Source organism: Kitasatospora sp. NPDC096140 (assembly GCF_040303045.1).
In the GTDB taxonomy this organism is placed as follows: domain Bacteria; phylum Actinomycetota; class Actinomycetes; order Streptomycetales; family Streptomycetaceae; genus Kitasatospora.
The window spans coordinates 9,833-35,145 of sequence record NZ_JBEOUW010000048.1; the positions used below are offsets into that span (position 1 = coordinate 9,833).

Sequence of the window (25,313 nt, forward strand, 5' to 3'; positions counted from 1 at the left end):
TTTGTTTTTGTTGCGCCGGGGGGGGGGGGGGGGGCGGGGGGGGGGGGGGCGGGTGGGGGGGGGGGGGGCCGCCCCCGCCCCGCCCCACGGACGGCAGGCCGCAGGGGCCTGCCCGAGGGGAGGAACGGGTCATGAGGGTGAGCGTCCTGGGGCTCGGCTACGTGGGCTGCGTGTCGGCCGCGTGCCTGGCCAGCCTGGGGCACGAGGTCATCGGGGTGGACGTGAACCAGGTGAAGGTCGACCTGGTCAACGAGGGCAAGGCCCCGGTGGTCGAGGAGCGGATCGGCGAGCTCATCGCCGAGGTCGTGCGGACCGGGGCGCTGCGCGCGACCGCCGACGTCCGCGAGGCGATCATGGGCAGCGACGTGTCGCTGGTCTGCGTGGGAACGCCGTCGGAGCCCAACGGCAGCCTGTGCACCACCTACCTGGAGCGGGTCACCGAGCAGATCGGTGCCGCGGTGGCCGAGCGGGGCGGGCGGCAGACCGTCGTGTTCCGCAGCACCATGCTCCCGGGCACCTGCCTGAACCTGCTGGTCCCGATCCTGGAGAAGTACGCCGGCGGCACCGCCGGGGTGGACTTCGGAGTCGCCGTCAACCCGGAGTTCCTGCGCGAGGGCACGAGCGTGCGGGACTTCTTCGACCCGCCGAAGACCGTCATCGGCGAGCTCGACCCGGCCAGCGGCGACGTGGTCGCGGCGCTGTACGAGGGTCTGCCCGGCGAGGTGTTCCGGGTGCCGGTCCCGACGGCCGAGGCGATCAAGTACGCGGACAACGCGTTCCACGGCCTCAAGATCGGCTTCGCGAACGAGCTGGGCGCGGTGTGCCGGGCGCTCGGGGTGGACTCGCACCAGGTGATCGACGTCTTCCTGGCGGACCGCAAGCTGAACGTCAGCCCCGCCTACCTGCGGCCCGGCTTCGCCTTCGGCGGCTCCTGCCTGCCCAAGGACCTGCGCAGCCTGGTCCACGCGGCGCAGCGGGCCGACGTCGCGGTGCCCATCCTCGCCCACGTGCTGCCCTCCAACGCCGAACACCTGCAGCGCGCGGTGGAGTTGGTCGAGCGCACCGGCAAGCGCCGGGTGGGCCTGTTCGGCCTCTCCTTCAAGCCCGGCACCGACGACCTGCGCGAGAGCCCGCTCGTCGAGCTGGCGGAGCGGCTCTTCGGCAAGGGCTACGACCTGCGGATCTACGACCCCAACGTGAACCTCTCCCGGCTGCTCGGTGCGAACCGCGAGTACATCGAGACCCGGCTGCCGCACCTCGCGCAGCTGCTCGCGGAGTCCGTCGACGAGGTGCTCGATCACGCCGAGGTGTGCGTGGTCGGGACCAGGGAGCCGGCCGTCCTGTCGGCGCTGCCCCATGCCGGCGGCCCGGAGATCATCGACCTCATCCGCCTTCCCGACGCCGACGTGCGCCGGACCGAACCGGGGTACACGGGCCTTGCTTGGTGACACGTCGTTCAGCGGGCCGGGCGGTGACGGCGCGGGCCGCCGCGCGCTGGTCCTGGTGGAGAACCTGTCGGTGCCCTTCGACCGGCGGGTGTGGCAGGAGTGCACGACACTGCGCGACGCGGGCTGGGAGGTGCACGTCGTCTGCCCGCGGGGCACCAAGCGGGACACCGAGCCGGAAGCGGTGATCGACGGCGTGCGCATCCACCGCTACCCGTTGCGCGCGGCCACCGGCGGGCCGGCCGGTTACCTGCAGGAGTACGGATCGGCGCTGTGGCACACCGCCCGGCTGGCCCGCAGGGTCGGCCCGGTCGACGTGGTCCACATCTGCAACCCGCCGGACCTGCTGTTCCTGCCGGCCCTGTTGCTGAAGCGGCGCGGGGCGCGGATCGTCTTCGACCAGCACGACCTGGTGCCCGAGCTCTACCTCTCCCGGTTCGACCGCGGCGCGGACCTGCTCCACCGCGCCGTGTGCGCGCTGGAACGGTGGACCTACCGGTCCGCGGACGTCGTGCTGGCCACGAACGAGAGCTACCGGGACGTCGCGCTGCGCCGCGGCGGCCGGCGGCCGGAGGACGTCTTCGTGGTGCGCAGCGCGCCCGACACCGACCGGTTCCAACCGGTGCCTCCCGAGCCGGAGTTGAAGCGCGGCAAGCCCCATCTGCTGTGCTACCTCGGTGTGATGGGCCCGCAGGACGGCGTCGACTACGCCTTGCGGGCCCTCGCGAAGCTGCGCGACGAGCAGGGGCGGACCGACTGGCACGCGGTGTTCGTGGGCGGCGGCGACACCTTCGACGCGATGGTGGAGCTGTCCCGGCGGCTCGGGCTCTCGGAGCAGGTGGAGTTCACCGGGCGGGTACCGGACGCCGACCTGGTGCGCTACCTGTCCAGCGCCGACGTCTGCCTCTCGCCCGACCCGCGCAACCCGCTCAACGACGTGTCGACCATGAACAAGGTCCTGGAGTACATGGTGATGGGGCGGCCGATCGTCTCGTTCGACCTCCGGGAGGCGCGGGTCTCCGCCGGTGACGCCGCCGTCTACGCGCCCGCGAACGACGAGGCCGAGTTCGCCGCCCTCATCGCGCGGCTGCTGGACGATCCGGAGGAGCGCGGCCGGATGGGCAAGATCGGTCAGGAGCGGATCAACGGGCCGCTCGCCTGGCGGAACTCCCAGCGATCGCTGCTCGCCGCGTACGCCGCCGCCTGCCGTGGTCGGGCGCCGGTGTCGGCGGGTGGCCCGAACCGGGCAGGGAGAAGGCCCCGCCGTTGAGCGATGAAACGATACGTCTGGTCACGATCGGTCGGATCCTGCGCCGGCGCTGGCGGCTCCTCGCCGTCCTCGCCGTGCTGGGTGCGCTCGTCGGCTACGGCACGTCCTTCCTGTTCCCGCCGCGCTTCACGGCGTCGGCGTCCGTCCTGCTGCCCGGGGCGTGGCAGGAGCGCGAGCTGCTGACCCAGGCGGAGATCGCGAGCAGTTCGGTGGTGGTCGACCGCGCGGCCGCCGCGCTCGGCTGGAGCGGCGTCACCGGCACCGCGCTGCAGGACCGGGTGAGCGCCACGGCCGCCGACGGGAACATCATCAAGATCTCGGGCACGGCCGAGACCCCGGAGCGCGCCCAGCAGCTCTCCGACCAGGTCGCCCAGCAGTTCGTCACCTTCGCCGCGCGGATCGCCGGCGACAGCACCGACCCCGCGGCGTCCCAGCCCGAGGCGCTGCGGCAGATGGTGGTGCAGGCCAGTCGGCGCATCACCGACCTGGCCGACGCGGCCGATCCGGGGCAGACCGTGGAGAGCGTGCAGACCCGCACAGAACTCGCCAAGCTGCGCACCGCGCTGCAGGACGCCGTCAAGAAGCTGGACCAGGTCGACCCGGCCGCGAACCGGGCCAACATGGTCGTCATGGGGCCGGCCGCCCGGCCGACCGGCGAGGCACCGCCGACGCGGATGCAGCTCGTCGTCGCCGGGGCGCTGCTGTTCCTCGTCCTCGCCGTCATCGGCCACCTCACCGCCGCACGGATGAGCCGCCGCCCGCGTACCGAGCCCGAGATCGCCGCGGCGCTGGGCTCGGTCGTCCTCGGCACCGTCGACGTCCCCGGTGAACGGCCCGTCCACCGGCCGCAGGGCCGGGGCCCGGGGGCCCGGCTCCGCCGACTGCTGGGCGTCGACACCCGGTGGGACGTCCCGGCCCCGCAGGCCTCCGGCGACGAGGCCGGACGGCAGGTCCGCTACCGGCGGGTGTGCGCCCGCCTCCGGGACCGGCTGCCCGCCGCCCAGCGGCTGCTGGTCCTCGTCCCGGACGGCGACGAGACGGCCCGCCTGGCCGCCGGGCAGCTCGTCACCGAGGCCGGCGGCGATCCGCTGCTGCGGGTGGTGGGGGTGTCGGTGTCCCGGCCGCTGGTGCCGGACCGTGACGACGAGTCCGGTGTCCTGGTCGTGCTCAGCGCGGGCAGCTGGACCGCGGGGGAGCTCACCGGCATCGCCGAGGCGTGCGCGGACGCCCGGCACAAGGTCGTCGGCGCGGTCGTCGCCGGCGCGGTCCGGGCACCGGCGCGGACGGCCGGACGTCCGCCGGAGGGCGCCGAGCCCGCGGCCGCGGCTGCGCCCGAGCCGGAGACCGTGCCCGAGCCCGGGACCGAGATCCCGGCCGCCGTCGGCGACGAGGCGAGGAGAGGTTCGGGGTGACGACGAGTACGACGTCGGAGTCGCCGGCCGCCACGCCGCTGCTGGACCTGCAGGCGCTGGTGGTCGCGGTGCGCAGGCGCCGCCGCCTCTGGTGTGCCATGGCGCTGATCGGGCTGCTGCTCGGCGCGGCGGCGGCGGTGCTGATGCCGGCGCCGCCGAGTGCGGTGGCCAAGGTGCTGGTCGCGCACGAGGCGGACCAGCCGAACGACCCCGGGACCCTCATCCGCACCGACGTCGCCCTGCTGCAGACCACGGGGATCGCCGGCAAGGCCCTGCAGGCCCTCGGCTCCCCGGACAAGCCGGAGGACTTCATGCAGGACTACGGGGGCATCGGCCTGACCAACAACCTGCTGCAGATCACCGTGAAGGGCCGCAGCGACGCGGAGGCGGTGGCTCGGGCCAAGGCGCTGGCCGACGCGTTCGTCGCCGACCACGTCCGGCGGATCCAGGAGGCCGCGGCCGCCGAGGCCAAGAGCCTGCTCGACCAGCGCGACCGGCTGCAGGAGCAACTCGCCCAGGTCAACAAGGCGATCGGCGACGCGACGCCGCAGAGCGGTCCGAAGGCCTCGGCGAACATGGAGTCGCTCTTCGCCAGCCGGGCCGAACTCACCTCGCGGATCACCGACTTCGGCCAGCGGGCCGCCGAGGCGAGCGTCGGCACGCCCCGGCTCGTCGCCGGCACCCAGATCGTGGACACCCCGCGCGCCGAGCGGCACTCCCTGGTCAAGACCGCCGCCACCGACGCCGTGGTCGGAGTCGTCCTCGGGCTCGTCCTCGGGCTCGCGGTGTCGGCCGTCGGCGTGGTGGTGGCGGACCGGCCCGTGCTGCGCCGGGAGATCGCGGCGAACCTCGGCGCCTCCGTCATCGCGGAACTGCGCCGGGTACCCCGCCGGCGGGGGCGGCGGTGGCAGGGACGCCGGACCAGGAGGGCCCGCAGCCGGCTCACCGCGACCCTGGTCCGCAGCGTGCGCGACTCCGCGGAGCCGGTGTCGCTGCTGGAACTGGGCTGTGCGCGCAGCACGGGCGCGATCGCGCTGGACCTCGCCGCGGCACTGGGCGAGGAGGGGCCGGTCGTCGTGGTCGACGGCCTGCCCGGCTCGAAGCTCGCCGACCGCCGCCCCGGGCCCGGGGCCCCGACCGTGGTCGCCGACGGGACGGCCGAGGCCGAGTCGGCGCAGCAACGACGGGTCGGCGTCGGCTCGGTGGCGCCCGGCACGGCGTGGACCGACCTGCGCCACCTCGGCACCCGGACCGTGCTCGTCGTGCGGGCCGGCCACGGCAGCGCCGCATGGCTGCACACCGTGGCGCGGCAACTCGCGGACCAGCGCATACCGGTGATCGGTGTGGTGCTGATCGACCCCGACCCGCGGGACCGGACCGACGGCACGCTCTGGGACGGGCCGCCCGCCGCGCCGCGCGGCCGCAACGACCGGCCGGCCCGGCCGATCGGCACGGGGCGGCGGCGGACCGAGCGGCTACCGATGTGGACCGCCATGGTCCCGGACAGCGACCAGGAGGCGAGGTAGGACATGTGCGGCATCGCAGGAACGTACCGATGGCCGGACGGGAAGGCCGTGACCGACCTGCTCACCGAGACCCTCGCCCACCGGGGGCCGGACGGGGCGGGCCGGTACAGCCACCCCGTCGGTGACGGCGAGGTGCACCTCGGGCACCGCCGACTGGCCATCATCGACCTGTCGGAGACCGGCGCCCAGCCGATGGTCTCGAACGGCCTCGTCCTGACGTACAACGGCGAGCTGTACAACGCGCCCGAGCTGCGGGCCGAACTGTCGGCCGCCGGGGTGCGCTTCCGCGGGACCTCCGACACCGAGGTGCTGCTGGAGGCCTGGCGGCGCTGGGGCACGGACTGCCTGCCCCGGCTGCGCGGCATGTTCGCGTTCGGGATCTTCGACGAGCGGACCGGCGAGCTGGTCCTCGCCCGCGACCAACTCGGCATCAAGCCGCTCTTCCTGCTCCGGCGCGGCGAGGGCCTGGTGTTCGCCTCCGAGCTCAAGGCGCTGGCCGCCACCGGCGGGTCGCTGCAGGTGGACCACGCGGCGCTGGTGGCCTCACTGCTGTACTACTGGGTGCCGGACTCGCGGTGCGCGTTCCGCGAGGCGGAGAAGCTGCCGCCGGGCAGCTGGCTGCGGTGCCGGCCCGACGGCCGGACGGAGCGCGGCCGGTTCTGGCACCTGCGGGACGTCGCCGCCGAGGGCCGGGAGCGGGCCCGCAGCGGCGAGCTGCCCGACATCGCCGCGATCGTCGAGGAGTCGACCCGGCGCCACCTGCTCTCCGACGTCCCCGTGGCGACCTTCCTCTCCGGCGGGCTGGACTCCAGCTACCTGACCGCGCTGGCGGCCCGCGACCACCCCGGGATCTCCGCCTACACGATCGGGTTCCGCGCCGAGGACGCCAGGTTCGAGGCAATGCCGGACGACCTCCGCTACGCCCGTCAGGTGGCCGAGCGGTTCGGCGTCGACCTGCACGAGATCGAGATCGCCCCGGACGTGCTCGACCTGCTGCCGCGGATGACGTACCACCTGGACGAGCCGATCGGCGACCCCGCCGCGATCAACACCTTCCTGATCTGCTCGGCCGCCCGGGAGGCCGGCGTCAAGGTGCTGCTCTCGGGGATGGGCGCCGACGAGCTGTTCGCCGGCTACCGCAAACACCTGGCCAACCTGATCGCGCTGCGCTACCAGCGCGTCCCGCGGCCCCTGCGGCGCGGCCTGTCCGCGGCGGTGGACCGGCTGCCGGTGGCCTCGGCCCGCCGCGGGTACCGGTCGGTGCGGTTCGCCAAGCGGTTCCTGTCCTTCGCCGACCTGCCGGAGGAGACGGCGTTCCGGCGCAGCTACACCATGTACGACCGGGCCGAACTGCTCGCCCTGGTCGATCCGGACCTCGCCGGCACCGTCGACGACGTCCTGACCGAGCACGCGGACGTCTACCGGGACAACGAGCTCGACGACTTCGTCAACCGGATGTGCCTGGGCGACGCCCGGATGTTCCTGCCGGGCCTGAACCTCGCGTACACCGACCGCTCCAGCATGGCCGCGTCGACCGAGGTGCGGGTGCCGTACGTGGACGTCGAGGTGGTCAGGGCGGCGTTCGCCGTGCCCGGCGACCGGAAGATCGTCGGACGGCAGGGCAAGGCCGTCCTCAAGGAGGCGGCCACCTCGGTCCTGCCCCGGGAGATCGTGTACCGGCCCAAGGGCCTGTTCAGCGCCCCGCTGCGGGCCTGGATGAGCCGGGACCTCGCCCCGCTGGTGCGCGAGGTGGTGAACGACGGCGTGCTCGTCCGCTCCGGGTTCCTGCGGCGCGACGCGCTGGCGCGGCTCGTCGCCGAGGACGCCTCCGGGCAGCGGGACTTCTCCAAACACCTGTGGCACGTGCTGACCCTGGAGTACTGGTACCGCAGTGCGACCTCCGGGACCGACCACAGCGCCGGTTCGCCGGCGTAGAGCACACGTGACGGCTGAGAAACCTAGGGGACTCCGAGTGAAACAGGTCGTGCAGAACTACAAGAGCGGCGAGCTGGCGGTGCTCGACGTGCCGGCGCCGGGGTGCAAGCCGGGCGGGGTGCTGGTCCGCACCGCCTACTCGCTGATCTCCACCGGAACCGAACTGATGAAGGTCTCCGAGGCCGGCATGTCGATGCTGGGCAAGGCCCGCTCCCGGCCGGACCAGGTCGCCAAGGTCATGCAGAGCGTGGCCACCAACGGACTGCCCGCCACCTACCGCAAGGTGATGGGCAAGCTGGACTCGTACACGCCGCTGGGCTACTCGCTGTGCGGGCTGGTCGAGCAGGTCGGCGCCGGGATCGACGACGTGAAGGTCGGCGACCTGGTGGCCTGCGCCGGCAACGAGCACGCGCTGCACGCCGAGCTGAACTGGGTCCCGAAGAACCTCTACACCCCGGTGCCGGACGGCCTGGCGCCGCGGCAGGCGGCCTTCGGCACCGTCGGGTCGATCGCGCTGCAGGGCGTCCGCCAGGGCGAGCCGCAGCTCGGCGAGGTGGCGCTGGTGATCGGCCTCGGGCTGATCGGGCAGCTGGTGGTGCAGCTGCTCACCGCGGCGGGCGTGCGCGTGGTCGGCGCCGACCCGGACCCCTCGCGCTGCGAGCTCGCCGAGCGCCTGGGCGCGGCGGCCTGCGGCGACCCGGGCTCGGCGGCCGTGGAGAACGCCGTCGCGGAGCTGACGGACGGCCACGGCGTGGACCAGGTGTACCTGGCGGCCGGCGGCGGCAGCAACCAGCCCGTGGAGCTGGCCGCGCACCTGGCCCGGGACCGCGGCCGGGTCGTCGACATCGGCAAGTGCCGCCTGGACCTGCCGTGGAACGCGTACTACGAGAAGGAGCTGGACGTCCGCTTCTCGCGCTCCTACGGCCCCGGGCGCTACGACCCGGAGTACGAGCTGGAGGGGCGCGACTACCCGATCGGGTACGTGCGCTGGACGGAGCGGCGCAACCTGGCCTGCTTCATCGACCTGATGGCCCGCGGCCGCGTCGACGTCGACCCGCTGATCTCCCACGTCGCCGACTTCGAGGACGCGGTGGAGACGTACCGGCGCCTCAAGGACGGCGAACTGAAGGCCGTCACCGCGCTGTTCCGCTACGCCCCGGCGGAATCGGAGCCGCCGGCGAAGGCCGAGGCCCCGAAGCTGGAGATCCCCGCCGTCAGGCTCCCCGCCGCGCGGACGGCCACGGCCCGCCCGGCCGGCGCCCCGGTGCGGCTGGCGTTCGTCGGCGCGGGCAACTACGCGTCCTCCATGCTGCTGCCGCACCTGGCCCAGCGCGAGGGCGTGGCACTGTCCGCCGTCGTCACCACCACGTCCCTGTCCGCGGCCAACGCCCAGCGCAAGTTCGGCTTCGCCCGGGCGACCACCGACCTGGACGCCGTCCTCGGGGACTCCTCGATCGACGCCGTCTTCGTGGTCACCCGGCACAGCTCGCACGCCTCCCTGACCCGCAAGGCGCTGCTGGCCGGCAAGGCCGTCTTCGTGGAGAAGCCGCTCGCCCTGACCGAGGACGAACTCGCCTCCGTGCTCGCCACGGTGGAGGAGTCCGGCAACGACCGCCTCCAGGTCGGGTTCAACCGCCGCTTCGCCCCGCTGCTGCGCGAGGCCAGGGCCCGCCTCGGCGCCCGTACGGGCCCGGCCAGCCTGCGCTACCTCGTCAACGCGGGCCGCCTCCAGCACGGCAGCTGGTACCTCCAGCAGGGCACCGAGGGCTCGCGCTTCGAGGGCGAGGGCGGCCACTTCATCGACACCGCGAGCTGGCTGCTCGGCGCGGACCCGGTCTCGGTGTACGCCGTCGCCCCGTCCGGCAACGAGGACCTCCAGATCGTGCTGGGCTACCCCGACGGCTCCACCGCCGCCATCAGCTACGTCACCTCCGGGGCGCCCGGCTTCCCCAAGGAGACGCTGGACCTGCTCGCCGACGGCAAGGTGCTCAAGCTCGACGACTTCGTCCGCGCCTCGGTGTACGGCCGCAAGCGGTGGGTCAGCTCGCGGCTGCCCAAGGCCCGGGACAAGGGCCAGTCCAACGAGCTGGCCTCGTTCGTCAAGGCCGTGCGCACCGGCGGGCCGATGCCGGTGCCGCTGGAGTCCCTGGTCGCCACCACGGCGGCCACCCTCGCGGTGCAGGCCAGCCTGGGCGCCGGCGCCCCGGTGGCCCTGGCGAGGTCGCTGTGACCATGAGCGCGGGCTGGTACCTGCGGCGCCTGTCCGCGATGGGGCCGCAGGAGGTCGCCGGCCGGGTGGGCGACACGCTGCGCCGGCGCCGGTGGGGCAAGGAGATCCCGCCGGCGGGCCCGGCCGTCAGCGGCGCCCGGTTCACCGCCGTGCTGCCCGCCGGGGCGGTCGAGGCGGTGCCCGCCGAGGCTGCCAAGCGGCTGGTCGCCGAGGCGGACCGGCTGATGGACGGCCGCGCCGAGTTCTTCGGCGTGGAGCGCGCGGACATGGCCGACCCGGACTGGTGGTTCGACCCGAAGACCGGCCGCCGGGCCACCGCTGGCTACGCCTTCGACGTGCCCTACCGGGACGAGGGCGCCGTCGGCGACATCAAGCAGATCTGGGAGCCCTCCCGGCACCAGTACCTGACGGTGCTCGCCGCCGCGTACGCCGTCACCGGCAACGAGCGCTACGCCGAGCGCGTCGCCGACCACCTGCGCTCCTGGTGGAAGGTCAACCCGCCGCTGGAGGGCGTGCACTGGGTCAGCGGCATCGAGCTGGGCATCCGGCTGCTGTCCTGGGTGTGGGTGCGCCGGCTGCTGGACGGCTGGTCGGGCGCGGCCGCGCTGTTCGAGGCCAACCCGACGGCGCTGCACCAGATCTGGCACCACCAGCGCTGGCTGGCGGCCTTCCCCAGCCGGGGCTCCTCCGCGAACAACCACGTCATCGCCGAGGCCGCCGGGCAGTTCGCCGCCTCCTGCGCCTTCGACTGGTTCCCCGAGTCGGAGCGATGGCGCGCGGAGGCGCTGCGCTCGCTGGACCGCCACCTGCGCGCCAACACCTTCATGTCCGGCCTCAACCGGGAGCTGGCCAGCGAGTACCACGGGCTCGTCCTGGAGCTCGGCCTGGCCGCGGTCGCCGAGGCGGACGCCGCCGGGGTGCCCGTCCCCGCGACGGTCCGTCTGGTGCTGCTGCGCATGACCGACGCCCTGGCCGCCGTGGTCGACAACCGGCTGCGGCCCCCGCGCCAGGGCGACGCGGACGACGGGCACGGCCTGGTCGTGGACGGCGCGGGCACCGACCGCTGGGCCTCGCTGCTCGCCAGCGGGGAGGCCGTGTTCGGCCGCCTGCCCTGGTGGCCGGAGGTGGCGGCCGGCGACGTCCGCACCCCGCTGCTGGCCGCGCTGCTGAAGCCGTACGGGGCGGGCGTGGCCCGCCCGGCGAGCCGGCCCGTCCACCTGGCCGACGCCGGGATGACCATCCTCCGCGACGAGGAGGACCGGATCTGGTGCCGCTGCGACGGCGGTCCGCACGGGTTCCTGTCCATCGCCGCGCACGCCCACGCCGACGCGCTGTCCCTGGAGGTCCGGCAGGACGGGGTCGACGTGCTCGCCGACCCGGGGACGTTCTGCTACCACGGGCAGCCGGAGTGGCGGCGGTACTTCCGCTCGACCCTCGGCCACAACACGCTGGAACTGGACGGCGCCGACCAGTCCGTCTCCGGCGGCCCGTTCCTGTGGACCCGGCAGGCCCGCAGCCGCGTCCTGGTCGCGGACGTGGCAGACAAGGACGCGGCCGGTGGGGGAGTGGCCCGCTGGTGCGCCGAACACGACGGCTACCGGCCCTCCGTGCACCGCCGCCGAGTGGAACTGACCGCCGGGAGCCGGGAGTTGCGGGTGGTCGACGAGGTGAGCGGACCGCGCCGGCCCGTACGGCTGGCCTTCCACCTCGGCCCCGCCGTCACCGCGGACCTGACGGGGAACCGGGCGCTGCTCACCTGGACCCGTGACGGCGAGGACCGCTCCGCGGAGCTCGACCTCGCCGGGCAGCTGTCCTGGCGCGCCCACCGCGGCGAGAGCGACCCGCCGCTCGGCTGGTACTCCGCCGGCTTCGGCCGCAAGGAGCCCGCCACCACGCTGATCGGCACCGGCTTCGCCGACGGCGCGCAGGGGTTCACCACCGTACTCAGGTTCCACGGCTAGGGGGGCGCGTGGGGATCACGAGGCGGCCGCACCGGGGGGCGTCGACGCCGCGGCGCACGGCGTCGGCTGCGGCGGCGCTGACGCTCGCCCTGCTGGCGGCGACCGGCTGCACGAGCACGTCGGACGCCCCGGCGAAGCCGACCGGGGCGCCGACCGCGTCCGCGGCCGTGGCCGTCGCCCGGGTGTGCGCCGAGCCCGCGGCCGGACCGGTGACGGCGCCGGCGGGCGCGGTGACGATCGACCCGGCGGTGGTCGGCGACCTGTCCGCGAAGACCAGGAACAGCCCGCCGAACACCACGTTCTGGCTCGGACCGGGCACGCACCGGCTCGCGGCGGACCGGTACGCCCAGGTCGTCCCCAAGGAGGGGGACAGCTACCTCGGCGCGCCGGGCGCGGTGCTCGACGGCGGGAAGACCAACGAGTACGCGTTCGGCGGCGCCGCCGGCGGCGTCACCATCCGCTACCTGACCGTGCAGGGCTTCGTCGCGCCGCAGAACGAGGGCGTGGTCAACCACGACTCGGCCGACGGGTGGGTGATCGAGCACGCGACGATCCAGAACAACTCCGGCGCCGGGCTGATGGCCGGCGCCCACCAGCGGGTCCGCGCCAGCTGCCTGCGCGGCAACGGGCAGTACGGCATGAACGCGTACAAGACCGGCGGCCCCGTCAGCGACCTCGTGCTGGAGGGCAACGAGATCACCGGGAACGACACCGACGAGTGGGAGCGGCGCCAGCCGGGCTGCGGCTGCACCGGAGGCGTCAAGTTCTGGGCCGTCAACGGCGCCGACGTGCGCGGCAACTGGGTGCACGACAACCGCGGCACCGGGCTGTGGGCGGACACCAACAACAACGACTTCCGCATCGAGGACAACGTGCTGGAGTCCAACGACGGCGCCGCGCTGATCTACGAGACCAGCTACAACGCGGTCATCCGGAACAACACGATCCGGCGCAACGACTGGGTCGAGGGCCGCAGGTACGCCGACCGCGGCGACAACTTCCCGGTCGCGACCGTCTACCTGTCCGAGTCCGGCGGCGAACCGCGGATCCCCGCCCGCACCGACAAGATCGAGATCGACCGGAACGTGCTGGAGGACAACTGGTCCGGGATCACCCTGTGGGAGAACGCCGACCGGTTCTGCAACAGCCCGGCCAACACCTCGTCCGGTGACTGCACCCTGCTGGTGAAGAACACCGCCAGCTGCGCGCAGCCGGGCATCGCCGGCGCACCGCTCTACGCCGACTGCCGGTGGAAGACCCAGCGCGTCGACATCCACGACAACCGCTTCGTCCTGGACCCGACCGTCCCCGGCTGCACGACCGGCTGCGGCCGGATGGCGGTGCTCGCCAACTACGGCACCTACCCGGACTGGTCGCCGTACAAGGGCGAACCGGTGGCCGAGGCGATCACCGGCAAGCAGCAGAACCGCTGGCACGACAACACCTACCTCGGACCGTGGAGCTTCGTCGCCCACGACCCGAGCCGGACGCTCGACTCCGCGCAGTGGCAGGGCGCGCCGTACCAGCAGGACCAGGGCAGCACCTTCCGGCCGCGGGCGGGTGGTTGAGATGGGCCGGAACCAGATGTGCGCCGGGCCGCCCGCCGGACCGGACACCGCGGGCGCCCGGCCCGACGCCCGGCCGCGCCCGGCCGGCACCCCGAAGGCCGTCGGGACGGTCTGGGGGCTGCTCATCCTCAACACCCTCGGCTCCGCCGGGGCGAAGACCATCGTCCCGCTGCCCCGCTCCCTCATCCAGATGGCCACCATGGGCGCGCTGGTCACCGCGTTCGCGCTGGCGCTCGCCCTCAACCTCCGGCTGCGCATCCGCGCCAGCGCCTTCCTGTTCCTGCTCACCCTGATGCTGGTGCTGAGCGTGATCTCCAGCGCGCACCTGGAGTCCGGGTTCGGGGCGCTGTTCCGCTGCTTCCGGCTGACCCTGTTCGTCGGCACGCTGTGGCTGCTCAGCCGCTGGTGGGACGGCGGCCCGCTGCTCGTCCGGCACCACATCCGGATGTACTTCGCGGTGCTCGCGTCGGTGGCCGCCGGCCTGGTCGTCTCGCCGGGCGCGGCCATGCCCGACCTCTACGGCGGGCGGCTGGTCGGCGCGCTGTGGCCGCTCACCCCGCCGCAGATCGGCCAGTACGCCGCGGTGATCATCGGGCTCACCGTGCTGCTCCTGCTGGACCGCCGGACCACCGGGGCGAGCGCGGCCACCGTCATCGTGCCGTCCTTCGTCCTGCTCGCGCTGACCCACACCCGGACGGCGACGGTCGCCATGCTCATCGGGCTGGTGCTGGCCGTCGGCTCGCTCGTCCTGACCAGCGCCGCCGCCCGCCGGTTCTTCACCTGGGCGGTGCTGTGCGCCACCGTGGCCGCGGTCGGGCTGAGCTCCCTGCTGCAGGCGTGGTTCCTGCGCGGACAGAGCCAGGAGAACTTCTCCAACCTCACCGGCCGGGCCAAGGTCTGGGACGCGCTGCTGGCGGCGCCCCGGACGACCACGGAGCAGCTGTTCGGCGTGGGGCTGGGCGACAAGTCGTTCGGCGGGCTGCCGATCGACAACAGCTGGCTGGCCGTCTACAACGAGCAGGGCCTGGCCGGCGTCACCGTCGTGGCGGCGATCCTCGTCGTGCTGGGCGGCGTCGCGCTGCTGCGGCCGCCGTCGCTGGCGAGGGCCTGCGCGATCTTCCTGATCAGCTACTGCGCGATCGCGTCGTACACCGAGGCCGGGCTGGGCGACGCCTCGCCGTACCTGCTGCACCTGACGGTGGCCGCCTCGCTGCTGGTGACACCCGCCGCGGCCGGCCACGGACCGGCGCTCGGCGGCGCGCTGTCCGGAGGCGGGTTGCCCCGAGTCGCGGCGTTCGGAGACCCGGTGTCCCGAGCCGGGGTGCCCGGAGCCCTCCGACGACGCACACCGCCATGGACCCACGGATCGGAGGGAGGGTGAGCATGCGCGTCCTCGTGGTGCACAACCGCTACGCCTCGGCGCAGCCGAGCGGGGAGAACATGGTCGTCGACCAGGAGGTGGGGCTGCTGCGCGAGGCCGGACACCGGGTCGAGGTGTTCGAGCGGCGCAGCGACGACATCGCCGCCCGGTCCCTGCCGGGCAAGATCGCGGTGCCGCTGCTGGTGCCGTGGAACCCGGCGGTCCGCAAGGAACTCGCGGCCCGGCTGCGCACCGAGCGGCCGGACGTGGTGCACGTCCACAACGTCTTCCCGCTGCTGTCGCCCGCGGTGCTGGCCGCCTGCGCCGACGCCGGCGTGCCGGCCGTCGCCACGCTGCACAACTACACCCAGGTCTGCCCGCCGGGCACGCTGCAGCGGGACGGCCGGCCGTGCACCGAGTGCGTCGGCGGCTCGCCGCTGCCCGCCGTCCGGCACGGCTGCTACCGCAACTCCCGGTTGGCGACGGTGCCGCTCGCCGTCAGCCTGTCGGTCAACCGGCGGCGGTGGTGGTCCGGCGTGGAGCGGTTCTTCTGCATCTCCGCGGCGCAGCGCGACGTCCTGGTGCGGGCCGGCCTGCCGGCCGAACGGCTGGCGGTCAAGCACAACTTCGTGCCCGATCCGGGCACGTGCCGCGGCGGCGCCGGCGAGCACCTGCTCTACCTCGGCCGACTCGCGGAGGCCAAGGGCGTGCGGCTGCTCATGACCGCGTGGGACGAACTCGCCGCGGCCGGCGGGGTGGGCGTGCCGCTCGTGGTCGCCGGCACGGGCCCGCTGGAGCGCGAGGTGACCGCCTGGGCGGCGGGCCGGGACGACGTGCGGTACGTCGGCCTGTACGACCGGGACCAGTGCCGGCAGGCCCTCGCGCGGTCGGTCGCCGTGGTGGCGCCCTCGACGTGGCTGGAGGCGTTCGGCCTGGTGGTCGTGGAGGCGATGGCGGCCGGCGTCCCGGCCGTCGCCGCCGGTCACGGCGCCTTCGCCGAACTCGTCGAGGACGGGGTGACCGGGCTGCTGCACCGGCCCGGGGAGGCGGCCTCGCTCGCGTCCTGCATCCGCCGGATCACGGCCGGGGCGGACCGCAACCAGGAGATGGGCCGGGCGGCCCGGCGCCGGTACGAGCAGGGCTTCAGCCCGGCCGTCGGGCTGGAGCGCCTGGTGGAGGGGTACCGCACCGCGATCGCGGTGCGGTCCGGCGGCGCGGACGGCGCGCCGCCGGTCGGGAACGGAAACACGGGCTCGCGCCGGGGCACCCGCGCGGGCAGGGATGGGGGCAGGACATGACACGATGCCGACTCTGCGGATCGACGGCGTTGGGGAGCGTCGTCGACCTGGGGGCGACCCCGCCGTGCGAGAGCTTCCTCGCCGCGGACGAACTGGACCGGCCGGAGCCGGCGTACCCGCTGCACCTGCGGGTCTGCACCGACTGCTGGCTGGCGCAGATCCCGCCGCTGATCACGCCCGAGGAGACGTTCACGCAGTACGCGTACTTCTCCTCCTACTCGACCTCCTGGGTGGAGCACGCCCGTAGCTTCGTCAGCGGTGCCGTACAGCGGCTGGACCTGGGCCCCGACGCCTTCGTGGTCGAGGTCGCGAGCAACGACGGGTACCTGCTCCGGCACGTCGTGGACCGGGGGATCCGCTGCCTCGGCATCGAACCGTCGGTGAACGTCGGCGCCGCGGCGCGCGAGGCCGGCGTGCCCACCCTCACGGCGTTCCTGGACCCGGTCACCGGCTCGGCCGTCCGCGCCGAACACGGCCCGGCGGACCTGGTCGTGGCCAACAACGTGTACGCGCACATCCCCGACGTGGTCGGGTTCACCCGGGGGCTGCGCGCCCTGGTCGCCGACGACGGCTGGGTCTCCATCGAGGTGCAGCACCTGCTGACCCTGATCGAGGAGAACCAGTACGACACGATCTACCACGAGCACTTCCAGTACTACACGGTCGCCTCCGCGGCCCGGGCCCTGGCCAGCGGCGGACTCACGCTCGTGGACGTCGAACTGCTGCCGACGCACGGCGGCTCCATCCGGCTGTGGGCCCGCCCGGACGGGGCGGCCGGCGAGCCGACCGGCCGGGTCGCCGAGGTGCTGGACCGGGAGAAGGCCGCCGGGCTGCAGGACCTCTCCGGGTACACCGAGTTCTCCGCCCGGGTGGCCAAGGTGCGCCGGGACCTCCTCAAGTTCCTCGTCGAGGCGGCCGAGCGCGGCGAGACGGTCGTCGGCTACGGCGCCCCCGGCAAGGGCAACACCCTGCTCAACCACTGCGGCATCCGGCCCGACCTGCTCCCGTACACGGTCGACCGCAACCCGTACAAGCACGGCAGGTTCACCCCGGGCACCCGCATCCCGATCCTGCCGCCCGAGCGGATCGCCGCCGACAAGCCCGACTACGTCCTCGTCCTCCCGTGGAACCTGCGGGCCGAGCTGACCGAGCAGCTCTCCTTCGTGCACGAGTGGGGCGGCCGACTGGTCTTCCCCATCCCGGAACTCAGCATCGTCGAGGTGAAGGCATGAAGGTCGTCCTGTTCTGCGGCGGTTACGGGCTGCGCATGCGCAGCGGAGCGTCCGACGACGTGCCCAAGCCGATGGCGATGGTCGGCCCGCGGCCGCTGATCTGGCACGTCATGCGCTACTACGCGTACTACGGGCACACGGAGTTCATCCTCTGCCTCGGGTACGGGGCCCACCACATCAAGGAGTTCTTCCTCAACTACGAGGAGACGACGTCCAACGACTTCGTGCTGCGGGGCGGGAAGACCGAGCTGCTGTCCACCGACATCGCCTCCTGGACGATCACCTTCGCGCAGACCGGCATCGAGTCGCCGATCGGGGAGCGGCTGCGCCGGGTGCGCCACCACCTCGACGGCGAGGAGATGTTCCTCGCCAACTACGCCGACGTGCTCACCGACGCCCCGCTGCCGGAGATGATCGACGCGTTCGCCCGGCGCGACGCCGGTGCGTCGATGATGGTGGTGCCGCCGCAGTCCTCGTTCCACTGCGTGGAGCTGGGCGAGGACGGCCTGGTGGGCGGCATCACGGCGGTGAGCGAACTGCCGCTGTGGGAGAACGGCGGCTACTTCGTGCTCCGCCAGGAGGTCTTCGACCACATCCCGGAGAACGGCGACCTGGTCGCCGACGGGTGCACCCAACTGGCGAAGCGCGGACGGCTGGTGGCGCACCAGCACCGCGGCTTCTGGAAGCCGACCGACACCGTGAAGGAACGGGCCGCGCTGGACGCCGCCTATGCCCGGGGCGACCGCCCGTGGGCCGTGTGGGAGCGGGACGGCGCGGCCGGCCGGCCGGCCGGCGCCGCGGCGGGGACCGCGTGATCCGCCTCGGGGCCGGGCGCCCGGACGCGGTCGTCGCCGTGGGTGCGCACTGCGACGACATCGCCATCGGCGCGGGCGGCTCCCTGCTGACGATGTGCCGGGCCCGGCCCGGCCTGCGGGTCGACGCCCTGGTGCTCTCCGGCGGCGGGGGCGAACGCGAGGAGGAGGAACGGGCCGCGCTCGCCGCCTTCTGCCCGGACGCCGACCTGCGGCTGACCGTGCTCAAGCTGCCCGACGGCCGGCTGCCCGCGCACTGGGACGAGGCCAAGGCCGCCGTCGAGGAACTGCGCGGGCGCAGCGAGCCGGACGTGGTCCTCGCCCCGCGCACCGAGGACGCCCACCAGGACCACCGGGGCCTGGCGCAACTGATGACCACCGCCTTCCGCGACCACCTCGTGCTCGGCTACGAGATCGTCAAGTGGGACGGCGACCTCGGCCGCCCGGTGGCCTACCAGCCGCTGACCCCGGAGACCGCCGAGGAGAAGGTCCGGCTGCTGCAGGAGCACTACCCCTCGCAGCGCCACCGCCCCTGGTACGACCGGGAGGCCTTCCTCGGGCTGGCACGGATCCGCGGCATCGAGTGCCACGCCCGCTACGCCGAGGCGTTCGCCGTCACCAAACTGACTCTGAACCTGGGGGGATGACCCAATGCGCGTACTGCTGACCGGACACCAGGGGTACCTGGGCACCGTGATGGCCCCGGTCCTCGCGGCCGCCGGGCACGAGGTCGTCGGGCTCGACGCCGGCCTGTTCGCCGACTGCGTGCTGGGCCCGGCGCCCGCCGACCCGGCCGGGCACCGGGTGGACCTGCGCGACGTCACGGCCGAGCACGTCGCCGGGGTGGACGCCGTGATCCACCTGGCCGCGCTGTCCAACGACCCGCTGGGCTCGCTGGCCCCCGACCTCACCTACGACATCAACCACCACGCCTCCGTCCGGCTGGCCGAACTGGCCCGGGACGCCGGGGTGCGGCGCTTCCTGTACGCGTCCACCTGCTCGGTCTACGGCGCCGCGGGCGGCGACGAGCTGGTCGCCGAGAACGCCCCGCTGCGCCCGGTGACGCCGTACGCGGAGTCCAAGGTGCGGGTGGAGGACGACCTGCACGACCTGGCCGACGGCGACTTCAGCCCGGTGTTCATGCGCAACGCCACCGCCTTCGGCTACTCGCCCCGGCTGCGCGCCGACATCGTGCTGAACAACCTGGTGGGCCACGCGCTGCTGACCGGCGAGGTGCTGGTGCTCTCCGACGGCACCCCCTGGCGCCCGCTGGTGCACGCCGCCGACATCGCCCGGGCCTTCGCGGCCGCGCTGGTCGCGCCGAGGGAGGCGGTGCACGACGAGGCGTTCAACATCGGCAGCGAGACCAACAACGTCACCGTCGCCGAGATCGCCGAGCAGGTCGCCGAGGCGGTGGAGGGCTCCAAGGTGCGGATCACCGGGGAGGCGGGCGCCGACCCGCGCTCCTACCGGGTGGACTTCTCCCGCTTCCGGGCCGCCGTCCCGGACTTCGCGTGCGAGTGGACCGTCCAGCGGGGCGCGCTCGAACTCGCCGAGGCCTACCGCGAGTTCGGCCTCACCAAGGAGGCCTTCGAGCAGCGCTTCACCCGACTGGCCGTGCTGCGCGAGGCGTCCGCGGCCGGCACCGTCGACGACACCCTGCGGTGGCGCCGATGAGCACGCCCGGCGAGGAGATGCACGCGCTGGTGGAGCGGCTGTACCCGATCTGCCGGAGCATCACCGGCGACGGTGTGCGCGCCACCCTGGACATCGTCGGCGAGTACCTCCCGCTGCAGGTGCACGAGGTGCCGACCGGGACCCAGGTGCTCGACTGGACGGTGCCGCAGGAGTGGAACATCCGGGACGCCTACGTCGCCGACCCGGCCGGCAACCGGGTCGTCGACTTCGCCGCGTCCAGCCTGCACGTGCTCGGCTACAGCGTGCCGGTGTCCGCCACCATGCCGCTGGCCGAGCTGCGCGGACACCTGCACACCCTGCCGGAACAGCCGACCTGGGTGCCGTACCGCACCAGCTACTACACGCCGGAGTGGGGGTTCTGCCTGGCCCAGGAGACCCTGGACGCGCTGCCGGACGGCGACTACGAGGTCCGCATCGACTCCACGCTCGCGGACGGCCACCTCACCTACGCCGAGCACGTCGTCCCCGGGCAGGTCCCCGACGAGGTGATCGTCTCCTGCCACGTCTGCCACCCGTCGCTGGCCAACGACAACCTGGCGGGCATCGCGGTGGCGACGTTCCTCGCCAGGGAGCTGGCGCAGCGGACGCCCTGGTACACCTACCGGTTCCTGTTCGCGCCCGGCACCATCGGGGCGATCACCTGGCTGGCCCGCACCGCGGAACGGGTCGAGCGGGTCAAGCACGGGCTGGTGCTGGCCTGCGCCGGGGACCGTGGCTCGCTGACGTACAAGCAGAGCAGGCGCGGCGACGCGGAGATCGACCGGGTGCTGCAGCACGTGCTGCTCACCTCCGAACGCCCGCACCGCATCACCGAGTTCACCCCGTACGGCTACGACGAGCGGCAGTTCTGCTCGCCCGGGTTCGACCTCGGCGTGGGCTCGCTCAGCCGGACCCCGTACGCCGGGTACCCCGAGTACCACACCTCGGCGGACAACCCGGACTTCGTCTCGCCGGAGGCGATGGCGGACACGCTCGCCGTCTGCCGCGAGGCGTTCGACGTCCTCGACCGCAACCGGCGGTACCTCAACCTCAGCCCCTACGGCGAACCGCAGCTGGGGCGGCGCGGGCTGTACGAGTCGCTCGGCGGCCGCAGCGACGCCAAGCAGGCCCAGATGGCCATGCTCTGGGTGCTCAGCCTCTCCGACGGCGAGCACAGCCTGCTGGACGTGGCCGAGCGCTCCGGGCTGCCGTTCGACACCGTCGCCGTCGCGGCCGACGCCCTGCACGGCGCCGGGCTGATCAAGACATGACGGGGGCGGCGGGGGCGGGGGCGACGAGCGGAGTAGGGGAGGAGGTGACGGCAACGACGACGGCGTCGGCGGCCCCGGGCGGCGACGGCCGGCGGACCGCCCGGCGGGCCCTCGTCGGCCGGCTGTCCTGGGGGCTCGCCGACCAGGCGGCCTCCAGCGTCAGCAACTTCGCCGTGGGCATCTACGTGGCACGCTCGCTGGGGGTGACCGCGTTCGGCGTGTTCAGCCTCGCCTGGGTGACGTACGGCGTGGTGCTCAACGTCTCCCGCGGGCTGGCCACCGACCCGCTCGTGGTGCGCTTCAGCGGCGTGCCGGAGGCGTCCTGGCGCGGGGCGGTGGCCCGGTCCACGGGCACCGCCCTCGGCGTCGGCACCGCCATCGGCGCGGTGTGCCTGGTCGCCGGGCTCGGCCTCGGCGGCCGGGTCGGCGCCGCGTTCGCCGCCCTCGCCGTCATGATGCCCGGGCTGCTGCTCCAGGACGCCTGGCGGTTCTCGTTCTTCGCCGCCGGCGCCGGGCGGAAGGCGTTCGTCAACGACGTCGTGTGGGGCGTCGCGCTCGTCCCGGCCATGGTGGTGGCCGCCCGGGTCGGCAGCGTGGCCGCCTTCGTACTCGCCTGGGGCGCGTCCGCCACCGTGGCGGCCGGCTACGGCTACCTCCAGTCCGGCATCCGGCCCCGGATCGCCGAGGCCCGCGGCTGGCTCCGCGAACAGCGCGACCTCGGCTACCGGTACCTGGTCGAGAACGTCAGCCTCAGCGGCGCCAGCCAGCTGCGGGCGTACGGGCTCGGCGCGATCGCCGGGGTCGGCGCGGTGGGCGCGGTGCGCGGCGCCGAACTCCTGCTCGGCCCGTTCCTGGCCGTGCTCATGGGGCTCTCGCTGGTCACCGTCCCGGAGGCGGCACGCGTCCTGCGGCAGGCCTCGCACCGGCTCGGCGGGTTCTGCCTCCTGCTGGGCGGCGGCCAGGCCGTCGGCGCGCTGCTCTGGGGCTCGGCCCTGCTGCTGATGCCCGGCCGGCTCGGCGAGCTGGCGCTCGGCGACGTCTGGCACTCCTCCTCGCAGCTCATCGTGCCGATCACCCTCGGCGTCGCGGGCGCCGGCCTCGGCACCGGCGCGGCGGCCGGGCTGCGCGCGCTCGGCGCGGCCCGGCGCAGCCTGCGCTGCCAACTCTTCGCCTCCGCCTGCTACGTCGGCGGCGGGCTCGGCGGAGCCGCCGCCGGCGGCACCGTCGGCTCGGCCTGGGGCGTCGCCGCCGCGACCCTCAGCGGCTCCGCCGTCTGGTGGCTGCAACTGCGGTCCGCCCTGCGCGAGCACCACCGCACACCCGTCCCCCAAGGGAGGACCTCATGACCGCCCGACCCAGGCTCAGCATCGGCCTGCCCGTGTACAACGGCGAGGAGTACCTCGCCGAGTCGCTCGACGCCCTGCTCGGCCAGACCTACGAGGACTACGAACTCCTCGTCTCCGACAACGCCTCGACCGACGGGACCGAGGAGATCTGCCGCGCGTACGCCGCGAAGGACCCGCGCATCCGCTACCTCCGGCTGCCCCGCAACATCGGCGCCACGCCCAACCACAACCGCGTGCTCGACGAGGCCCGCGGCGAGCTGTTCAAGTGGGCCTCGCACGACGACCTGTACGGCCGGGACCTCCTGCTGCGCTGCGTGGAGGCCCTGGACGAGCGGCCGGACATCATCCTCGCGCACACCGGCCAGGCGGTCATCGACGGCGACGGCCAGGTGACCGTCCCGTACGAGTACGGGCTCACCACCGACTCCCCGCGCGCGCCCGAGCGCTTCCGCAGCCTGCTGTTCGAGCCCGGCGGCGACGACTTCTACGGAGTGATGCGGACCGACGTCCTGCGCCGGGTGAAGCCGATGGACAGCTACCACCACGCGGACCGCACCTACGTCGCCGAGATCACCCTGCACGGGCCGTTCCACCAGGTGCCGGAGCTGCTGTACTTCCGCCGCGACCACCCCACCCGCGCCGAGCGGGCGAACCCGTCCAAGCGCTCCCGGTGCGTCAACCTGGACCCGCGCCGGGCCGGCCCGCTGCACCCGACGCCCCGGCTGCTCGCCGAGTACGTCTGGGGGTTCGCGTCGGCGATCCGGCGGGCGCCGCTGAGCCCGGCCGACCGGCGCGAGTGCTACCGCCACCTGGCCGCGTGGATGACCAGCCGGCTGCGGCCCGGCGCCGGCGAGCGGGTCGAGGACCGCGCCCCGGTCGACCCGGCCCTGCTCACCGTGGACGTCGACGCCCTCGTGGCCGGCCGTGAGGGGAGGCGGGCATGACGGCCGTACGGGGCGGGGGCGGGGACGGGGGTCGTGTCAGGGCGTCCGGAACGCCGGTGCGCGTCGGGCTGTTCGGGCTGCTCGGCTCCGGCAACCTCGGCAACGACGGCTCGCTGGAAGCCGTGCTCGGCTACCTCCGCGCCGAGCACCCGGAGGCGGTCGTGGACGCGCTGTGCGGCGGCCCCGAAGCCGTGACGACCCGGTTCGGGATCCCCGCCACGCGGCTGCACTGGAACCGTTCGGAGTACCGGACGGCGTCCCGGGCGGGCTCGATCGCGGCGAAGGGCCTCGGCAAACTCGTCGACGTCGTCCGCACCGCGGCCTGGGTGCGCCGGCACGACGTGGTGATCGTGCCCGGCATGGGCGTCCTGGAGGCCACCCTGCCGCTGCGGCCGTGGGGCTTCCCGTACGCGCTGTTCCTGCTCTGCGCGAGCGGCCGGCTGCTGGGCACCAGGATCGCGCTGGTCAGCGTCGGCGCCGCCGAGATCGGCAACCGGCCGACCCGGGCCCTGGTGCGCTGGTCGGCGCGGCTGGCCGCGTACCGGTCCTACCGGGACGGCCCCTCGCGCGACGCGATGCGGGCGATGGGCGTGGACACCTCGCGCGACGAGGTCTACCCGGACCTCGCGTTCTCCCTGCCGGCGCCGACGGCGAGCGTGCCGCCTCCCGAGCCCTCGGGGAGTGAGCCGTCGGGGAGTGAGCCGCCGGGGAGTGAGCCGTCCGGTCTGTCAGGCCCGGTCTGCCTCGGCGTCATGGACTTCCACGGGGGCAACGACGACCGCGCCCGGGCCGACGAGATCCACCGGCGCTACCTCGACGGGACGATCCGGTTCGTCCGCACGATGGTCGAGGAGGGCCGGCCGGTCCGCCTGCTCACCGGCGACCGGTGCGACGCGTCGGTGGTCGCCGCGATCCTCGACGCGGTGGACTCGCCGCTGGTCACCGCCGCCGAGCCGGCCTCCCTGGCCGACCTGATGAAGGAGATGGCGGTCGCCGACACCGTGGTCGCGGTCCGCTACCACAACCTGATCTGCGCACTGAAGACCGGAACGCCGGTGCTCGCCCTCTGCTACGCGACGAAGAGCGAGGCGCTGATGGCGGACATGGGCCTCGGCGCGTACTGCCACCCGGCGCGCGAGGTCGACGCCGACCGGCTGCTCGAACAGTTCCGGGCGCTGGAACAGCGATCGGCGGAGCTGCGCCGGACCCTCGTCGAGCGGAACGTGACCGCCGCGCGGCGCGTGCAGCACCAGTTCGACGCCCTGACCGCGGCCCTCTTCCCGGCGGCCGACCGCAGCCGTGCCGACGCCCTCGACCGCGCCGACGCCCTCGATCACACTCGTACCCACACCCACACCCACACCCACACCCACACCCACACCCACACCCACACCCACACCCACGGCCACGACCTGCGGGAGACACAGTGAAGGTGACCAGAGTCCCGGCGATCAGCGGCGCGTTCCTGTTCGAGCCGACGCCCTATGCTGACGAACGCGGCTTCTTCTGCCGCACCTTCGACGCCGACGTGATCCGCTCGGTGGGCCTCGACCCGGACGCCTTCGTCCAGCACAGCCTGTCCCGCTCGGTGCAGGGCGTGCTGCGCGGCCTGCACCTGCGCTCCGGCGCCGGCGAGGCCAAGCTGGTGCGGTGCTCGTACGGGAAGGTCTTCGACGTCGTCGTGGACCTGCGGCCCGACTCGCCGACCTACCGCAACCAGGCCCACTTCGAACTGTCCGGCGAGACCCAGGTGAGCGTGTACATCCCGGCGGGGTGCGCACACGGCTTCCAGGCGCTGACCGGGACCGCCGACGTCTCGTACCGGATCGACCGCCCGCACGACCCGGCCGAGGACGTGACGATCGCCTTCGACGACCCGGAGCTCGCCGTCCCCTGGCCGCTGCCGGCCGTGTCGATGTCCAAGCGGGACCGGGAGGCACCGAGCCTCGCCGAGGCCCTGAAGCACAAGGAGGAGGAGAGGCCGACGTGAGCACCGAACACACCGTAGGCACCGAAAGGACTGGGG

The 25,313-nt window shown here is 73.9% G+C and carries 19 protein-coding genes; all 19 read left to right on the forward strand.

What is annotated here, in order from left to right; genetic code table 11:
• Positions 1-131: 131 nt before the first annotated feature.
• The 19 genes from ABT048_RS34590 to ABT048_RS34680 are packed head-to-tail and all read left to right on the forward strand — an operon-like array spanning position 132 to position 25,277.
• Complete coding sequence (locus ABT048_RS34590; RefSeq protein WP_350525560.1) at positions 132-1,448, forward strand: nucleotide sugar dehydrogenase; 1,317 nt, start codon at positions 132-134, stop codon at positions 1,446-1,448.
• Complete coding sequence (locus tag ABT048_RS34595; protein ID WP_350525561.1) at positions 1,438-2,715, forward strand: glycosyltransferase family 4 protein; 1,278 nt, start codon at positions 1,438-1,440, stop codon at positions 2,713-2,715. The genes ABT048_RS34590 and ABT048_RS34595 overlap by 11 nt, the downstream gene beginning before the upstream one ends.
• A complete protein-coding gene (locus tag ABT048_RS34600; RefSeq protein WP_350525562.1) occupies positions 2,712-4,127 on the forward strand; it encodes a Wzz/FepE/Etk N-terminal domain-containing protein in 1,416 nt (471 codons plus the stop codon). The genes ABT048_RS34595 and ABT048_RS34600 overlap by 4 nt, the downstream gene beginning before the upstream one ends.
• Positions 4,124-5,653, forward strand: a complete 1,530-nt coding sequence (locus ABT048_RS34605) for a Wzz/FepE/Etk N-terminal domain-containing protein (protein ID WP_350525563.1) — start codon at positions 4,124-4,126, stop codon at positions 5,651-5,653. The genes ABT048_RS34600 and ABT048_RS34605 overlap by 4 nt, the downstream gene beginning before the upstream one ends.
• Before the next feature lie 3 nt (positions 5,654-5,656).
• On the forward strand, positions 5,657-7,588 hold the full coding sequence (gene asnB / locus ABT048_RS34610) for an asparagine synthase (glutamine-hydrolyzing) (RefSeq protein WP_350525564.1): 1,932 nt from the start codon (positions 5,657-5,659) through the stop codon (positions 7,586-7,588).
• Between the two features lie 37 nt (positions 7,589-7,625).
• Positions 7,626-9,818, forward strand: a complete 2,193-nt coding sequence (locus ABT048_RS34615) for a bi-domain-containing oxidoreductase (RefSeq protein ID WP_350525565.1) — start codon at positions 7,626-7,628, stop codon at positions 9,816-9,818.
• On the forward strand, positions 9,815-11,779 hold the full coding sequence (locus tag ABT048_RS34620) for a heparinase II/III family protein (RefSeq protein ID WP_350525566.1): 1,965 nt from the start codon (positions 9,815-9,817) through the stop codon (positions 11,777-11,779). The genes ABT048_RS34615 and ABT048_RS34620 overlap by 4 nt, the downstream gene beginning before the upstream one ends.
• A 14-nt stretch (positions 11,780-11,793) precedes the next feature.
• A complete protein-coding gene (locus ABT048_RS34625) occupies positions 11,794-13,347 on the forward strand; it encodes a right-handed parallel beta-helix repeat-containing protein (protein WP_350525604.1) in 1,554 nt (517 codons plus the stop codon).
• Between the two features lies 1 nt (position 13,348).
• Positions 13,349-14,728: an O-antigen ligase domain-containing protein gene (locus ABT048_RS34630; protein ID WP_350525567.1), complete on the forward strand. Its 1,380-nt coding sequence runs from the start codon at positions 13,349-13,351 to the stop codon at positions 14,726-14,728.
• Between the two features lie 2 nt (positions 14,729-14,730).
• Positions 14,731-16,005, forward strand: coding sequence for a glycosyltransferase (locus ABT048_RS34635; protein ID WP_350525568.1), 1,275 nt, complete (start codon positions 14,731-14,733; stop codon positions 16,003-16,005).
• Entirely contained in the window at positions 16,002-17,237 is a 1,236-nt protein-coding gene (locus ABT048_RS34640) for a class I SAM-dependent methyltransferase (RefSeq protein WP_350525569.1), read from the forward strand. The genes ABT048_RS34635 and ABT048_RS34640 overlap by 4 nt, the downstream gene beginning before the upstream one ends.
• Positions 17,234-18,052 (forward strand): sugar phosphate nucleotidyltransferase, encoded by an 819-nt coding sequence (locus ABT048_RS34645; RefSeq protein ID WP_350525570.1) that lies wholly within the window; start codon positions 17,234-17,236, stop codon positions 18,050-18,052. Before ABT048_RS34640 ends, ABT048_RS34645 begins: the two co-directional genes overlap by 4 nt.
• Positions 18,049-18,696 (forward strand): PIG-L deacetylase family protein, encoded by a 648-nt coding sequence (locus ABT048_RS34650; protein WP_350525571.1) that lies wholly within the window; start codon positions 18,049-18,051, stop codon positions 18,694-18,696. Before ABT048_RS34645 ends, ABT048_RS34650 begins: the two co-directional genes overlap by 4 nt.
• Before the next feature lie 4 nt (positions 18,697-18,700).
• Positions 18,701-19,726: an NAD-dependent epimerase/dehydratase family protein gene (locus ABT048_RS34655; protein ID WP_350525572.1), complete on the forward strand. Its 1,026-nt coding sequence runs from the start codon at positions 18,701-18,703 to the stop codon at positions 19,724-19,726.
• Positions 19,723-20,997, forward strand: a complete 1,275-nt coding sequence (locus ABT048_RS34660) for a DUF4910 domain-containing protein (RefSeq protein WP_502894106.1) — start codon at positions 19,723-19,725, stop codon at positions 20,995-20,997. Before ABT048_RS34655 ends, ABT048_RS34660 begins: the two co-directional genes overlap by 4 nt.
• A gap of 44 nt (positions 20,998-21,041) precedes the next feature.
• A complete protein-coding gene (locus ABT048_RS34665) occupies positions 21,042-22,343 on the forward strand; it encodes an MATE family efflux transporter (protein ID WP_350525574.1) in 1,302 nt (433 codons plus the stop codon).
• Positions 22,340-23,287 (forward strand): glycosyltransferase family 2 protein, encoded by a 948-nt coding sequence (locus tag ABT048_RS34670; RefSeq protein ID WP_350525575.1) that lies wholly within the window; start codon positions 22,340-22,342, stop codon positions 23,285-23,287. The genes ABT048_RS34665 and ABT048_RS34670 overlap by 4 nt, the downstream gene beginning before the upstream one ends.
• Entirely contained in the window at positions 23,284-24,717 is a 1,434-nt protein-coding gene (locus tag ABT048_RS34675; protein ID WP_350525576.1) for a polysaccharide pyruvyl transferase family protein, read from the forward strand. Before ABT048_RS34670 ends, ABT048_RS34675 begins: the two co-directional genes overlap by 4 nt.
• A complete protein-coding gene (locus ABT048_RS34680) occupies positions 24,714-25,277 on the forward strand; it encodes a dTDP-4-dehydrorhamnose 3,5-epimerase family protein (RefSeq protein WP_350525577.1) in 564 nt (187 codons plus the stop codon). Before ABT048_RS34675 ends, ABT048_RS34680 begins: the two co-directional genes overlap by 4 nt.
• The last annotated feature ends 36 nt before the right edge of the window (positions 25,278-25,313 follow it).